The sequence below is a fragment of the Cohnella nanjingensis genome (assembly GCF_014212125.1).
Lineage (GTDB): Bacteria > Bacillota > Bacilli > Paenibacillales > Paenibacillaceae > Cohnella > Cohnella nanjingensis.
Genome location: NZ_JACJVP010000001.1, coordinates 474,745 through 490,067, shown reverse-complemented (window position 1 = coordinate 490,067; position 15,323 = coordinate 474,745). Strand labels below are relative to the sequence as shown.

Genomic DNA, 15,323 nt, shown 5'->3' with positions numbered 1-15,323 from the left:
AAACGAGAGGGGGATGGTAGGTTGGACGTTAGAGCTGCGAAGGACTCGGATTACCCCGAGCTGCGAAAGATCTTCCTGGCCTCGCGCCGCGTGCATTTTCATTGGGCGGATCCGGCAGGAATGGCGCTGGAAGACTTCGATCGGCAAACGGTAGACGAATTTATTCTATTGGCGGAGGAGCAGGGCCGCATTCTCGGGTTTGCCGCATTGTACTTGCCGGACAACTTCATTCATCATCTATTCGTTCATCCCGACGCCATGGGCATGGGGGTTGGCGGGCGGTTGCTGGCAGCCGCTGTAGAGAAGATGAGTCCGCCCATACGGTTGAAGTGCGTATCCGAGAACCGGAATGCGTTGAACTTCTACGTGCGCAAGGGCTGGAAGCAAGTCGTTGAGGAAGAGCAGCGGGGAGAGAAATACTGGATCATGGAGTATGAATTCTGAGGACCGAAGTGAGAGGCAAAGCATTCCCAAAAAAGAACAGCGACTTACTTTGCAAAGTCAAAGTGATACGCTGTTCTTTTTATTTGTCTATTAACCGACAAGCTGAGTGGATTGCCGGTTGCGTTTATATTCCGTTTAAACAGGCGGGGTATCGTGTTGCTTGCCGGGAGGTAGACGTTTCCGGCCAAAATCGTACAAGAGGAAGGAAGCTTGCGATGAAGCAAACGAATACGCGCGTTAGTTGGAGGAATCTCGTCATACTCATCCGAGATGCCAGGCCTCCGAAGCTGGTGCTGGGAACGGCCTTACTGCTTAGTTTGCTGTCGACGGTTGCCTACTTGACGGTACCGGCGCTGACGAAAGGTTTGGTGAACGGATTTTCCACGAATGCGCTGGACGCCGGTCAGATCGCGCTGATGGCGTTCGCTGTGCTGATCCAGGCGGTCGCGCAGAGCCTGTCCGTCTATATGTTCAGCTACAGCGGCAACCAGGTGGTCTCAGCTATCCGAGGCACGTTATGGCGCAAAATATTAAAGCTGCGGATCGGCTACTTCGACAATCATGCTTCGGGAGACGTGATCAGCCGCGTTACGAACGACACGGCCGTCGTCCGCGGGCTGGTCGCCGAGCACTTCACGAATTTGATGACAGGCATCGTGTCGCTAATCGGCGCGCTTGCCATCATGCTGTATATGAACTGGCAAATGACACTGGTCATCATCGGCGTATTCGCAATCTCGGCTTTGCTTATGGTGCCGCTAGGACGGGCCATGTACAATATATCCAAGGGAATGCAGGACGAGACGGCTTCGTTCACGTCGATTCTGAGCCGCGTCGTCTCGGATATTCGGCTCGTCAAAGCTTCGGGCGCCGAGACGTTGGAGCGTGACAGAGGCGCCGCCGGGATCGGCAGCTTGCTTCGGTTCGGCCTCAAGGAAGCGCGGATTCAGGCGATCCTATCGCCGGCGATCTCGCTTGTCATTCTGCTGATCCTGGTGGGTATTATCGGCTTCGGCGGCGCTCAGGTCGCGTCAGGCGCGATGACCGCGGGAGAGCTGGTCGCCTTTCTCCTTTATTTGTTCCAGATTGTATTTCCGGTGATGATGATCACTCAGTTTTTGACGCAGTACCAGAAGGCGCTCGGCGCCACGGAAAGTCTAACAACCATTCTGCAATCGGAAGAGGAGCCGGACGAGGGAATGTCGTTCGTGCCGGCCGGCCGACCAATTATGCTGAAAAAGCTGTCGTTCGCCTACAAAGCGGAGAAGCCTGTCCTGGAGGGTCTCGATCTGACGATCGAACCCGGGAACGCGACAGCGATCGTAGGGCCGAGCGGCGGCGGGAAAACAACGCTGTTCGCGCTGCTGGAACGCTTCTATCAGCCCTCCGGCGGATCGATTCTGTACGGCGGCGAAGACATCGAACGATTCTCGCTGCAGTCGTGGCGGCGGCAGATCGGCTACGTGTCGCAGGAAAGCCCGATCCTCGCGGGTACGATACGCGACAACATCACGTACGGGCTGGAGCGGGCCGTCACCGAAGAGGAGCTGACCCAGGCGGCGCAGATGGCGTATGCGGACGAGTTCATCCGCGAGCTGCCGCAGGGGTACGACACGGAAACGGGCGAGCGAGGCATCAAGCTGTCGGGCGGCCAACGCCAGCGGATCGCGATCGCCAGGGCGTTGCTGCGCAATCCCCACATTCTGATGTTGGACGAAGCAACCTCGAATCTCGACAGCAGCTCGGAAGAGCTGGTACAGCATGCGCTGCGCAACTTAATGGCCGGCCGCACGACGATCGTTATCGCCCATCGGCTGGCGACGGTCGTGGACGCGCACCGGATCGTATTCATCGAGAAAGGCCGGATTACGGGCAGCGGCACGCACGAAGAACTGTACCAAAAGCATGCGATGTACCGCCAATTCGCGGATCAGCAGTTGCGCAGCGATAAGATCGATTCCTAAGTCGGGGGAGAGAGCCGGCTCATGGTAAAGGGGAAGGAAAGCGGGGAGGGAAGAGGATGATGCCCACCATATTGGTGGTAGATGACGATTCGTTCATTCGCGAGCTTGTCGGCGTCGTCCTGTCCCGGGCGGGCTTCGCCGTCAGGGAAGCGCCCGACGCGGACGTGGCGCTGAAGGCGATGGAGCGGGGGGACGTGGATCTGGCGATATTGGACATCATGCTTCCGGGCATGGACGGATGGCAGCTATGCGCCGAGATCCGCCAAGTTCGTGATATGCCGGTGCTGATGCTGACGGCAAAGGGCGAGACGGCGCATAAGGTCAAAGGATTCGATGCCGGTGCCGACGATTATCTCGTCAAGCCGTTCGATCCCCCCGAGCTGCTAGCCCGCGTACGGGCGCTGCTCAAGCGCTACCGCCTCACATCGTCGCCGACGCTGAACGCGGCGGGTCTGACGCTTCATCGACATTCGCTCGAGATCGTCGTAGGCGATCGCGCGATCTCGCTGCCGCCGAAAGAGTTCGAGCTGCTGTTCAAGCTGGCCGAGAATGCCGGGCGGACCGTTCAACGGGAGCAATTGATCATGGGGATCTGGGGATATGACTTTGACGGGAACGAACGTACGCTCGACGTACACGTGAACCGGCTTCGCGACAAATTGGCGGAGTGGAAGCAGCCCGCCCGAATCGCCACCGTCCGCGGGATCGGCTATCGGCTGGAGGAGGAACGCGCCCATGAATAAGCTCGTGAGCCGATTCCGTTGGGAGCTGAAGCTGCTAGCTCTGATCGTCTGCTGGATGCTATCCTTGTCGATCGCCTATGTAGGCGTATCGGCCGCGTTCCGCCGATGGCTGCCCGAGACATCCGGCTACTGGTTCAACATCGCCGTCGGCATGGCTGGCTCCGTCATCTTCTGCTTCGGGGCGGCGCTCATCGGCCATATGTTGAATCCGCGCAGCTTTCCGCTCATCGATGAAGTGAACGGTGCGATGCGGCGAATCGCCAAAGGAGACTTTGACGTCAGTCTGGATCATGTCGGCAAGGATGAGCTTTTCGCGGAACTCGCGGACAGCGTCAGCGCCATGGCTCTCGATCTAAAGCGGATGGAGAGGCTTCGCCAACAATTCGTCTCCGACGTGTCGCACGAGATCCAATCGCCCTTGACCTCGATCGGAGGTTTTGCGCAGGTGCTGCGAAGCGGCTCGGTCGACGAGCGAACCCGCGACCGCTACCTGGCCATCATCGAGACGGAGAGCAAGCGGCTGTCCGCGCTCGGCGACAATCTGCTGAAGCTGACATCGCTGGATTCGGAGCTTCATCCGTTCGCGCCCGTGCCGTACCGGCTAGACCGGCAGCTCCGAGCCGCAGCGGTCTCGCTTGAGCCGCAATGGCTGGAGAAGGGGCTGTCACTGCGCGCTGATCTGCCGGAGATGACCGTCATGGCGGATGAAGATCTGATGCTTCAGGTGTGGATTAATCTGCTGGCCAACAGCATCAAGTTCACGTCGGCCGGCGGGGAGATCGAGCTTGGCGCCGTCCGGGAAGGCGGGGAATGGCGCGTTCGCGTGCGCGACAGCGGAAGCGGCATAGCGGAGGACGATCTGCCGCGCATTTTCGAACGGTTCTTCAAAGCCGACCGTTCGCGCAATCGCGCGCAAGAAGGCAGCGGACTGGGGCTGTCCATCGCAAAGCGCATTGTCGAGCGGCACCACGGCCGCATCGAGGCGGAGAGCGTTGCCGGAGAAGGCACCGCCATGACGGTCGTGCTGCAGGCCAATTGCTAAAGGTCAACTATTTTGCATACGAATCCTAATGAGAAGGGCAGCGGTTCACGATGTCGAAAGCCGATAATATGCTGGCGATACTATGGCTCCTGCGATCGCGAAGAAAAATGTCGGCTACGCAGCTGGCAGAGGAACTGGAGGTTCATGTTCGAACGATCTATCGCCATATCGATGCGCTATGCATTTCTGGCGTTCCCATCGTGTCGGAGGTCGGACGGGACGGCGGATATGCCATTCCCGACACGTTCAAGCTCGAACCTTTGTTCTTCGATGCGGAAGAACAGAAGGCGCTCCTGCATTCGGCTACGTTCGCGAGGGAGGCGGATTATCCGTCCCGCGAGGCGCTCGGTCGAGCCGTCTCCAAGATCAAACGCTATGCGAATCCGGAGCAGAGGGAACGCATGGAGCGCCACGAGACGCACCTCGAGGTCATACAACCCCCGACCGATCCGTCGCTTCTGTCCGTACTCGTCGAGATCGAGTCTAGCATGGAGCTGCAAGTCGGCCTCGAGATCGATTACCAGACCGGGTACGATGGCCCCCTGAGCAATCGAACCGTCGATGTCTATGGACTCGTCCATTGGAAAAGCAAATGGTATGCGGTCGGTCATTGTCATCTGCGCGGGGAAGTGCGCAGCTTCCGCGTCGACCGAATGCGCAACTGGAGATGCACCGAGGAGCGTTTTCAACGGCCGCCGCATTTTTCGGCCCGGTCGTTTCTGATGGACAGCTTGCTCGCCGAAGCGGGAGCCGAACGACAGCATCCTTTGGTTTCCTTGCGCATTCAAGGGAGCGCGCAGGCTTTAGACGACTTATGCGGACATTGGCTTTTGAGCCACGCCCTCGTAGAACGGACGGAGGATCGCGCGCATTTCCAGCTGGATGAGCTGAATCTCTATACGCAGATTCCCTATTATCTGTTATCCTTCGGCGGCAAGATCCGGGTCCAAGCGCCCGAGGAACTAAGAGCATGCATGGCGGATATCGCGACTTCCTTGCTCGAATATTATCGTTCATAGCTCGCAAACCCTGCTCTGCAATGTCAGGGTTTGTCCGGTATAATTATCTATAACAAGAAGCAAGAGGAGGGAGCGCATGGCGGGCGCCATTTTCAAGCAAGAAGTCCAAGCGGCGACGGGAACCGCTTGGGAGCAATGGATCGCGACACTGGGCCGAACTGTGGACCCGATATGGTCTCATGAACAAATCAAAAACCATTTGCGCGAGCGTCATGGGGTTACGGAGGCGTGGAGCGAATGGATCGCCGTCATGTACGAGCAACTGATGGGTCGAGTGCCGGTTGGCACCTCCAAGGATGCGGGCGTGCAGATCGGCGTTAGAAGGACATTTGACGTCACGAAGGAGCAAGCTTGGGATTTCCTCCTATCGCCGGAAGGGCTGTCGCTATGGATCGGAGAAGTGCCCTCCTTCCAATTGCAAGCAGGTCACGAATTTACGTCGAAGGAAGGGGTGACCGGTAAGATTACGGTGGTGGTACCATACCACAAATTGCGCATGACCTGGCAGCGCCCGGAGTGGAATACCCCATCCCGGCTGCAGCTCTATTGCTTGTCGACGAAAACCGGAAAAACGACGATCGCGATCCACCAAGAAATGCTGGAAGACGTCTATATGCGAGAAATCATGCGGCGACACTGGGATTCGATGTTGAACGCCTATAAAACGTATACGGAAGCAGCGAGATGAATAAGTTCAGCCCTATCGATCTGCGGGTGAACAACTGGGTGCAAGTCACGTGTTCTATGAGAACCATCACGACAGCCATCGGCTGTTTCCGATCAGTCCGACGTCAGCTTCTGTTGACTTCGGTGAAGGGCGGACGCCTATAATAGAGTTATGAACATTCCGTTGATATCCACCAAACTCCATATTCCCTCGCCGCGCGAGCAGCGCGTTGTCAGGCCGCGTCTGACCGAGCGGCTGAACGCGGGGTTGGATCGCAAACTGACCCTTGTCTCCGCATCCGCCGGGTTCGGCAAGACGACGCTGCTCGGCGAATGGCTCGCCGGATGCGAACGTCCGGCGGCTTGGCTATCGTTGGACGAGGGAGACAACGATCCGGCCCGCTTCCTGACTTCCCTTCTGGCCGCTTTGCGGACGATCGGCGTAAACGCCGGAGAAGGGTTATTCGGCATGCTCCAATCACCGCAGCCGCCGCCGATCGAATCGGTATTAGCGGCTTTGATTGCTGAACTCACTGTCATCCCTCACCCCTTTATCCTCGTCTTGGACGACTACCATTACATCGAAGCCGGCGCGATCGACCTCGCTCTTGCCTTTCTGCTCGACCATCAGCCGCTGCAGATGCACCTGGTGATCGCCACGCGAGAGGAACCGCGACTGCCGATCGCTCGGATGCGCGTCCGCGGCCAAATCGCCGAATTGCGTGCCGCCGACATGCGGTTCACCTTGGACGAAGCCACCGAATTTCTGAGCGGCACGATGGCGCTCACGCTTGCACCGGAACAGATCGCCCGCCTTGAAGACCGAACCGAAGGCTGGATTGCCGCTCTGCAACTGGCGGCGTTATCGCTGCAGGGGCATTCGGACGCCGCGGGCTTCATCGCGCAATTCACCGGCAGCCACCGTTTCGTGTTCGACTATCTCGCCGAAGAAGTCCTTCAGCGGCAATCGGCTGCGATTCAGCAATTCTTGCTGGGCACCTCGATACTCGACCGCTTGTGCGAACCGCTTTGCGACGCCGTGCTGCAGCGATCACTCTCCGTTGGCGGACAAGTCCATCTTGAAGCGATCGAACGTGCCAATCTCTTCATCGTTCCGCTCGACGACGAGCGCCGCTGGTACCGCTATCACCATCTTTTTGCGGATGTGCTTAGGCGCAGATTAGACTCGAGCGTCGCAGCCGATCTGCATTTGCGCGCCAGCCTGTGGTACGAGCAGCATGATCTGCCTTTCGAGGCTTTTCAACATGCTATCGCTTCGGGCGAAGTCGATCGCGCTGCGCGCCTGGCGGAAGGAGAGGGGGGGACTCCCTTGCACTTTCGCGGCGTGGTCGTTCCCATACTGAACTGGCTATCGTCGCTGCCGAAGGCGGAATTGGACGCGAGACCATCGCTGCGGGTGATCTATGCATCGACGCTGTTGATGGTCGGCAGGATGACCGATGTCGAGCCGCAGCTCCTGTCTGCCGAAGCCGCCCTTCAAGGCGTCGAACCGGAAGAGAAGGTCCGGGATCTCATCGGACATATGGCTTCCATTCGTGCTGCAGCGGCTGTCAGTCGGCATGAGACCGAGACGATCCTCGTCCAGTCGCGCCGCGCTTTGGCGTATCTGCACCCGGACAACTTGCCGGTCCGTACGGCCACCGCTTGGACGTTGGGATACGCTTATCAGCTTCAGGGGGATCGCGCAGCGGCCGGCAAGGCGTATACCGAAGCTTTGTCGATCAGTCGAAAGATCGGGCATGCGACGATCGCCATGATGGCAGGTCTTGGTCTAGGGAACATCCAGGAAGCGGATAACCTGCTGTACGAAGCAGCCGACACCTATTGGCGCGTACTGGCATGGGCGGGCGATCCGCCGCCGCCCGCGGCGTGCGAAGTACATCTGGGCTTAGCCCGGATCTATTATGAATGGAACGACCTAGACGTCGCTCATCATCATGCTCGACTGGCCGTCCAGCTCGCGCAGCAGTTCGATACGGCGGACAGAGCTGTCGCGGGCGAGGTGCTGCTCGCCCGGCTGGCGCTCGCTCGTGGAGAGGCGAGCGGCGCGGCCGCGATGCTTGCGCAGGCGGAGCATGCCGCACGACGGCAAGGCTTCGAGAATCAGCTGCCCCGTATCGCCGCCGCCAACGTCCTTGTGCTGCTTCGGCAGGGTCATCTCGATGCAGCCGCCGCTCTCGCGCGGAAGTACGAGCTTCAGAGCGGCATGGCGAGGGTGCACTTGGCCCAAGGTGACGCCGTTGCGGCGCTGGCGGCATTGGAGTCGATGCGGGAGCGGGCGGAGAAAAAGGGTTGGGCGGACGAACGCCTCCAGGCCATGGTGCTGCAGACGATTGCATTGCACGCGCACGGATTGAAGCGCGAGGCGGCGCAATCGCTGGCGGACGCCATCCGGCTGGCCGAGCTCGGCGGCTTCGTCCGGATCTTCGTCGACGAAGGCCGAGCGATGCATCGAGTGATGCGCGAGTCGGCTGTGCAGCCGTACATGCCGGACGCAATAGGCAAGTTGATGTCTGCATTGGAGGCGGAAGAGCGGTGGGCCGAGGGCCAATCCGTCCAGCGCAAAGCCCCGCCCATCCAACCCTTGATCGAGCCGCTGAGCGCGCGGGAGCTCGAAGTGCTGCGGCTGATCGCCCAGGGATGCTCCAATCGCGAGATTGGCGAACGACTGTTCCTTGCGGTGAGTACGGTCAAAGGGCATAACCGGTCGATCTTCGACAAGATGCAGGTGAAGCGGCGTACCGAAGCGGTCGCGCTAGCCCGCGAGTGGGAGCTGCTGTGAGCCCGGACCGCAAGCGGAGACGATTAGGGGCTTCGTCCTCCATGCATGCGTCCCCCTTTCGCCAAAACCATACTTAAGTATCTATAAGTTCATACCGGGTAATCGTTATACTAATCGCAAAATGAGTTGTGGAGGAAACCCATGAGAGCGATGGTATGCACCAAATACGGTTCCCCGGATTTCGTCAAGCTCCAAGAGGTCGAAAAACCTGTGCCCAAGGACCGCGAGGTGCGAGTGAAAGTCTATGCGACGACGGTAGCGACTGGGGATTGCAGAGTGCGAAGCTTTAACAGCCCGTTCCTGTACTGGATTCCCATGCGCCTTTTCTTAGGGATCCTTAGGCCCCGACAATCGATTCTGGGCGTGGAGCTGGCCGGCGAAGTCGAAGCCGTGGGTCAGGGCGTCAAACGATTCAAAAAAGGAGATCGGGTATATGCGTTAACGGGGATGCGATTTGGCGCGCATGCCGAGTACGCCTGCGTACCCGAAGACGGCGTCATCTCCTTGCAGCCGACCAATATGACCTATGAAGAAGCGGTTGCCATCCCGTTTGGAGGGACTACGGCGATCTATTTTCTTCGCAAAGGTCAAATCCGCAACGGGTTAAAAGTGCTGATCTATGGCGCATCCGGGTCGGTAGGGACGGCAGCGGTCCAGCTGGCCAAGCACTTCGGAGCTCATGTCACCGGGGTGTGCAGCGGCGTGAACGCGGACCTTGTGAGATCGCTCGGCGCCGATCAGGTTATCGACTACGCGAAGGAAGACTATGCGGAAGCAGGGGTGCTATACGACCTCATCTTCGATACGATAGGGAAGAGCTCCAAATCGAAGGGCAAGAAGGCGCTCGCTCCGAACGGCAGATACGTGTCGGTTGTCGGCCAGGGGATCGTAAAGACGTCTGCGGAAGATCTGGCGTTTCTCCAATCGCTGATTGAGGCGGGAGAGCTCCAGGCGGTTATCGACCGGCGCTATCCATTGGACCGAATCCCCGACGCATACCGGTACGTGGAGACCGGCCGCAAAAAGGGAAATGTCGTCGTCACGGTGGCGCACGAGGGGTGAACTTGGTCCGAGGCGCATCCTTTGGCCGGATGATTGGCCTGTCCGGAGAGGAAGCGCAGTCGAATTGATCCGTTCGGCCGGATGCGGCGCCTATTTGTAGGGGACCCCCATGAATCTTTCTCCGGTCGCAATGATGTTGGCCGCCGTCTGGCTCGTCGCCTCGGCCGCGTGTGCTGGAGCCGCATTCAGCGCCAAGGTACCTTCGGTCAGAAGTTTAAAATATTGAATTTTGCCTAAAAGCCTTGACAATTCACGAATAAACTCTCATGAAATTCTAATCTTGATCACAAGGCAATTTCATCTGCCGGTGTTATAGTGTTTGTGTCCAGGACAAACCAAACACGGAGGGAACAAAATGAAAAAGAAATGGCTTCTTGCTGTGGCATTGCTCGCGGTTGTAGCGGCGGGATCGGGAACTTGGCTGCATTCGACATACGCTTCTGCCGGCAAAACGACGACGGATACGGCCGTTACGGCCAAAGAGACTTCCGATGGAGACGGCGAAACGGCTGACGATCAGGAGAAATCGGACGGAGACGGCGAAGTCGCCGACGATCAGACGAATGCAGGAGGCAACGCGGTCGTTGCCAAAGATCAAGCGACTCCCGGCAGCGACAGCACCGTTGCCCAGGATCCATCCAAGTCCGACGGAGACGGCGAAGTCGCCGACGATCAGGAACAGTCCGACAAAGGAAACGACAAGGGCGGCGCAGAGGACCACGATACGGAGACGAACGACGATTAAGGATCGGGAATAAACGAATGACGGGCAGGAATCCTACCTAATATGGAGGGTTCTTGCCCTTTTGGAGTTGAATCGGGAGGGCTACCGCCGTGCGCAAATTGCTGCTTATCGAAGACGAACCGAACTTCGCCCGTTTTCTTGAATTGGAGCTTGAACATGAAGGCTTCGACGTTACCGCGGAGCATGACGGCAGGACCGGATTCGAGTTGGCGAGCGAAAAGGAATGGGACATGATCCTGTTGGATCTGATGCTGCCGGGGCTAAGCGGCATCGAAATCTGCAGGCGCCTTCGCGGTCAGAAGATCAAGACGCCCATCATCATGCTCACGGCCCGCAACAGCGTCATGGATCGGGTGACCGGGCTCGACAGCGGCGCAGACGATTATATTCCCAAGCCGTTCGAGATCGAAGAGCTCTTCGCTCGCATGCGTGCGCTGTTCCGCCGCGTCGATGAGGACGAAGATTCGAATGACGATACGATCGAATTCCAAGACTTGCACGTCGATCTGCCGTCTCGTACGGTAATCCGGAACGGGGAGGAGATCTCGTTCACCAAGCGTGAATACGACTTACTGATCGTGCTTCTCCGCAATGCGAACAACGTGCTGAGCAGAGACCGGTTGCTCGATCTCGTGTGGGGCTTCGATTCGGGCGCCGAGACGAACGTCGTCGATGTCTATATCCGCTATGTCAGGCAAAAACTCGGAGACGGCGACCAGTACATTCAGACGGTGCGAGGCGTCGGTTACGTCATGAAGGGGTGAGCGGATGCCCGTCAAGTACAAGCTGGCCGTATGGACTTCAGGCTTGATCTTATTGTTGTTCATCGGGTACAGTCTCATCCAGTACAACGCGGTGACCCAGTGGATGATCGACGCCCAGAAGGATTCGATGCGGAGAACGGCCGCGGAAGTCGCCGGATATTTCGCAGAGCAAGAAGAACCGATGGATACGGACGGACTGAACGAAAGCCGGCGCTTCATGGAGCGGTTCGTTCAGGCCAATCAGATGTTCAGGCTGCTTGACGCGAATGGACGCATGCTGATGTCGTTGTCGAACACACTTCCGGCAGATTGGGTTCCCGCGCAGACGACGTCCAAAGAATCGATCGTCAGCGTCTCGCACGGTCAAGACCGCTTGCTGGTCTTGCGCGCTCCGATCGCAAGCGCCGCCTTTACGGGCACCTTGGAATTGGCGAACAATCTGGAGAACGTCGATACGATGAAGGATCGGTTGAAGAGACTTATGTTTACGCTCGGCGCCGCAGGCATCTTCATCAGCGCGCTTGGCGGTTTTATCGTCGCCTGGCAACTGCTGAGACCGTTGAACCGGATGGCCACCGCGATGAATGCCATTCAGCAGAAAGGATTAAGCGAGAGGGTCGCGTACCGGGACAACGGGGACGAGATTTCGCGTTTGTCCGCTATTTTCAACCAGATGATGAATGAACTCGAACGTTCCTTCAATCGGCAGCGGCAGTTCGTCGAGGATGCATCCCATGAATTCCGCACGCCTATCGCCATTATCGAAGGACATTTGAAGCTGTTGGATCGCTGGGGAAAGAACGATCCCGACGTCCGCGAAGAGTCCATCGCGGCTGCGCTGCAGGAGACCGTCCGTTTGCGCAAGCTGGCCGATCAACTGTTGAATTTGTCCGGCGAATCCGAGCTCGAGCCGCCTAACGATGTCGAATCCATTGATCCGTCTGCCGTCTTATTGGCCTTGGCCCAAAATTATCGCATGCTGCGTCCCGGCTTTATGATCGAAACCGAGTTGGAGGAAGGACTCCGCATGCGGATCGATCCTCATGCTTTGGAGCAGATCTTGATTATTTTGACAGACAATGCGATTCGATATTCGGAACAGATCCAGCATGTCCGATATCGATTGCATTCGCATGGCCATGATGTCCATATTCTCGTCGAAGATCGAGGCAACGGCATTCCGCAAGAGGATATTCCTTTTGTATTCGAACGATTCTACCGCGTGGATAAAGCCAGGGGAAGAAAAAAGGGGGGCGCCGGTCTCGGCTTGGCGATTGCCAAACGGTTAACGGAGGCGTATGGCGGTACGATCCGGCTGGATAGCCGTATCGACGCCGGTACGACAGTGACATTAATCTTTCCCCTCCCTATCGCAATCGAGAAGAAATGACGCCTTGCGCTCATCTGTATAATAGAAGGAGCCTTAAAGCCATTCGCTCGATCATAATGGCCCCAACTGCAAAGTGAAACATGATGGCTTCGGCTGGCTGAACGCGCGGGAATGGTTCGATCTGATCGGCATGCATTTTCGTCATCATCTTCGGCAGAAGAGCGAACTGGAACGGAAGCTTGGGTTATAGGCATGTACTTGCCGAACGAACGGACACAGCGACGGGCATTCCAGGACTTTTTTAAGTCCTTGCCCGTCGCTGTTTCGATTTATCCTGAGTGTAACGAAGCGATCGGCGGGGAGCGTTCGACTATAATCATAGTGGCACGGGCGATGGGGGAACATTTTTGTTACGATTAAGAAAGACGCGAACAAATACGGTACTTTCTAACCGATCGGAGGACGGTAGCTTGCGCAACCCGGAAGAAATGAAACCAACCGCCCAAGCGTTGATGGAAATGCATGCCGAGGCGCTGTTCACGCATGACCGGAACAAGCGGCTGCTCACGATTAACGAGCCCTGGCCCGGAGAGCTTCCGGCCCCTCGTTTTTTCTTGGGGAGAAGTATGGACGGGGCGGCACTGTGCCGATGTCGGCACGATGTCCCGGAGACGCTCGTCGAGCAATTGGAGACATTATGCGCCGACGAGCCTGCGATTCAGGACTTCCAGTCGAAGCCGCGACATCTCGATGCCTATATGAATCTTCTTCAGAGCGAACGCTATACGATGGGACCTTGTTACTTGATCCCCGAAGCAATCACGCCGACGATGGATGTAGTCAGCATCACTCGAGCCAATATAACCGAATGGATCGGCGACGGCTTCGAATGGCTGCTCTCGGAGATCGACTTTGCGCAGCCATGCATAGCTGTCGTACAAGATGGCAAAGCGGTCTCGATCTGCCGCAGCGTCCGCATCACCTCCATCGCGCACGAAGCGGGGCTGGAGACCTTGGAGGCGTATCGCGGAAGGGGATATGCCGCCGCGGCGGTTGCCGGATGGGCTAGGGGGATAAGACAGTTCGGGGGAATCCCTTTATACAGTACGCTGTCGGAGAATCTCTCTTCCCGGCGCGTGGCGAGCAAGTCGGGCTTGGTCTTCTACGGGGTCAACTTCACGATCGTTTGACGGGATGTCGCGGCAAAATGCCGTAATAGCCGATGCCTATTTAGATCAGCGACATTCCGTCCCTTTCCTGCGGCAAAGCCGGCAGTCCATCGCGACTGCCGGCTTTGCCGCCGTTTGGCGAAAAAACAGCGCTCTTCCTTAGGCGAATGTAAGAACGACACTTTTCAATCGGCCATATACCTGATTATTAAGCGATAAGATGAGGAGAGATCAAATGGACTATATGGACCTACTATCGAGTCTGGGCGTCGCTTCCGCCCATCCCGGCGGCTTCGCCGCGACCAAGAAGCTCTTGGAGCGGGTCGGCCCTCCCGGCGAACTGCGAATTCTGGAAGTCGGCTGCGGCACCGGAAAAACGGCGTGCTACATGGCGAAAAACGGCTACCGGGTAACCGCCATCGAACAGCATCCGGTCATGTTGGAGAAAGCGAGAGAGCGCGCGGAAAAGGAGGGCGTGACAGGCGTTGAATGGGTTCAAGGGGATGTGCACGCGCTCCCTTTCGACGATGAAGCATTCGATGTGCTCCTCGCGGAATCCGTCACGATCTTCACGAATATCCACCGGTCGTTGGCCGAGTATTTCCGGGTACTGAAGCCAAAGGGGCGGCTGTTCGATCGTGAGCTTGTAAGGTACAAGAAGATCCCCGCGGCGATGTTCCAAGAATGGACGGAATACTTGAAGACGGACAGTCTCCTGTCCAGGGACGAATGGCTGTCGGCCTTGCGCCAGGCGGGATTCCGCTGCGAAGCTCCGCCGCTGGAGAATTTCCGAAGCCAGGAATATTCCGGGGACCCGGACGAGATCAATGAATTGGACCTCAGCAAGCTGCTCGACCCGGAGATCGGTCAAGGACTGATGAGGTACACGCAGCTCATGTTCGCCCAGGAATCTTATTTTCGGGTATGCGAGTTCCAGGCTTGCAAAGATTAATCCGGAGAAAAACCCAAGAAAGTTCCCGGGCTATGGACGGATGAACAAGCGGAATCCCGAGCCATTCATACTCTAAACTGACGGGCAGCTTTAATTGCCCGAATCAATCAAGGAGAGGAGATGACGGCTTGATTCCGATTTCCCCCCTTAGCGAAGAGCATCTCAGTCGGTTTGTCGGCGCACCGGTCTGCGCAATGACGCATGACGGTAAATGCCATTACGGCATTCTTCGCAGCTGCGAAAACGGGCATATTTATCTTAACGAAGGCAGAGACGAATTGGTATTGACCGCCCTTAAGAAGAAAGCGAAAACCAGCGCCAGAATGAACGTAAAGCGCATTGCCGGCCATTCGAAGACGAAGCTGAACATGAAACGTTATCCCGGACTATCGAAAGCTAAAACGTCCGCCTGGGGTTGGGGCTGGGGTTGGGGCGCAGGGCTTGCCATTAGCCTCGCGGCGCTAACTGCCTTGTTCTTTATTCCGTTCTTCTTCATCTAACGCCGGAAAGGCAGATGGCGTGCTTGCCGACGGACTTCCTTGGACGAAATGGAGCCGAACCTGTACCCCTGTCACTTCGCCCCATTTTCCCTATATAGCCTTCTATCCAAGAGATTCATC

Annotated in this window: 14 protein-coding genes and 1 pseudogene; all 15 read left to right on the top strand. The window is 57.5% G+C overall.

The window, feature by feature from the left end:
* Positions 1-21: 21 nt before the first annotated feature.
* The 15 genes and pseudogenes from H7C19_RS02230 to H7C19_RS02165 all read left to right on the top strand — a co-directional run bounded on the left by H7C19_RS02230 (position 22) and on the right by H7C19_RS02165 (position 15,203).
* Positions 22-444, top strand: a complete 423-nt coding sequence (locus H7C19_RS02230) for a GNAT family N-acetyltransferase (protein ID WP_185140902.1) — start codon at positions 22-24, stop codon at positions 442-444.
* 215 nt (positions 445-659) lie between these two features.
* A complete protein-coding gene (locus H7C19_RS02225) occupies positions 660-2,408 on the top strand; it encodes an ABC transporter ATP-binding protein (RefSeq protein WP_185140901.1) in 1,749 nt (582 codons plus the stop codon).
* Positions 2,409-2,467: 59 nt separating this feature from the next.
* Positions 2,468-3,151 carry a response regulator transcription factor gene (locus H7C19_RS02220; protein ID WP_185140900.1) on the top strand — a complete coding sequence of 228 codons (684 nt, stop codon included), beginning with the start codon at positions 2,468-2,470 and terminating at the stop codon, positions 3,149-3,151.
* Positions 3,144-4,193: a HAMP domain-containing sensor histidine kinase gene (locus H7C19_RS02215; protein ID WP_185140899.1), complete on the top strand. Its 1,050-nt coding sequence runs from the start codon at positions 3,144-3,146 to the stop codon at positions 4,191-4,193. Before H7C19_RS02220 ends, H7C19_RS02215 begins: the two co-directional genes overlap by 8 nt.
* Positions 4,194-4,243: 50 nt before the next feature.
* On the top strand, positions 4,244-5,212 hold the full coding sequence (locus H7C19_RS02210) for a helix-turn-helix transcriptional regulator (RefSeq protein ID WP_185140898.1): 969 nt from the start codon (positions 4,244-4,246) through the stop codon (positions 5,210-5,212).
* Between the two features lie 76 nt (positions 5,213-5,288).
* Positions 5,289-5,900 carry an SRPBCC family protein gene (locus H7C19_RS02205; RefSeq protein ID WP_185140897.1) on the top strand — a complete coding sequence of 204 codons (612 nt, stop codon included), beginning with the start codon at positions 5,289-5,291 and terminating at the stop codon, positions 5,898-5,900.
* 150 nt (positions 5,901-6,050) lie between these two features.
* Complete coding sequence (locus H7C19_RS02200) at positions 6,051-8,681, top strand: winged helix-turn-helix domain-containing protein (RefSeq protein ID WP_185140896.1); 2,631 nt, start codon at positions 6,051-6,053, stop codon at positions 8,679-8,681.
* 141 nt (positions 8,682-8,822) lie between these two features.
* Positions 8,823-9,743 (top strand): NAD(P)-dependent alcohol dehydrogenase, encoded by a 921-nt coding sequence (locus H7C19_RS02195; protein WP_185140895.1) that lies wholly within the window; start codon positions 8,823-8,825, stop codon positions 9,741-9,743.
* 355 nt (positions 9,744-10,098) lie between these two features.
* A complete protein-coding gene (locus H7C19_RS02190) occupies positions 10,099-10,488 on the top strand; it encodes a hypothetical protein (RefSeq protein WP_185140894.1) in 390 nt (129 codons plus the stop codon).
* An 89-nt stretch (positions 10,489-10,577) separates the two neighbouring features.
* Positions 10,578-11,252 carry a response regulator transcription factor gene (locus tag H7C19_RS02185; protein WP_185140893.1) on the top strand — a complete coding sequence of 225 codons (675 nt, stop codon included), beginning with the start codon at positions 10,578-10,580 and terminating at the stop codon, positions 11,250-11,252.
* Between the two features lie 4 nt (positions 11,253-11,256).
* Positions 11,257-12,642 carry a sensor histidine kinase gene (locus H7C19_RS02180; RefSeq protein ID WP_185140892.1) on the top strand — a complete coding sequence of 462 codons (1,386 nt, stop codon included), beginning with the start codon at positions 11,257-11,259 and terminating at the stop codon, positions 12,640-12,642.
* A gap of 46 nt (positions 12,643-12,688) precedes the next feature.
* A pseudogene (locus tag H7C19_RS34130) lies at positions 12,689-12,832 on the top strand (DinB family protein); the annotation flags it as partial.
* A gap of 262 nt (positions 12,833-13,094) precedes the next feature.
* Positions 13,095-13,772: a kasugamycin N-acetyltransferase AAC(2')-IIb gene (aac(2')-IIb, locus tag H7C19_RS02175; RefSeq protein WP_185141003.1), complete on the top strand. Its 678-nt coding sequence runs from the start codon at positions 13,095-13,097 to the stop codon at positions 13,770-13,772.
* A 214-nt stretch (positions 13,773-13,986) separates the two neighbouring features.
* On the top strand, positions 13,987-14,703 hold the full coding sequence (locus H7C19_RS02170) for a class I SAM-dependent methyltransferase (RefSeq protein ID WP_185140891.1): 717 nt from the start codon (positions 13,987-13,989) through the stop codon (positions 14,701-14,703).
* A 128-nt stretch (positions 14,704-14,831) separates the two neighbouring features.
* Positions 14,832-15,203 (top strand): hypothetical protein, encoded by a 372-nt coding sequence (locus H7C19_RS02165; protein ID WP_185140890.1) that lies wholly within the window; start codon positions 14,832-14,834, stop codon positions 15,201-15,203.
* The last annotated feature ends 120 nt before the right edge of the window (positions 15,204-15,323 follow it).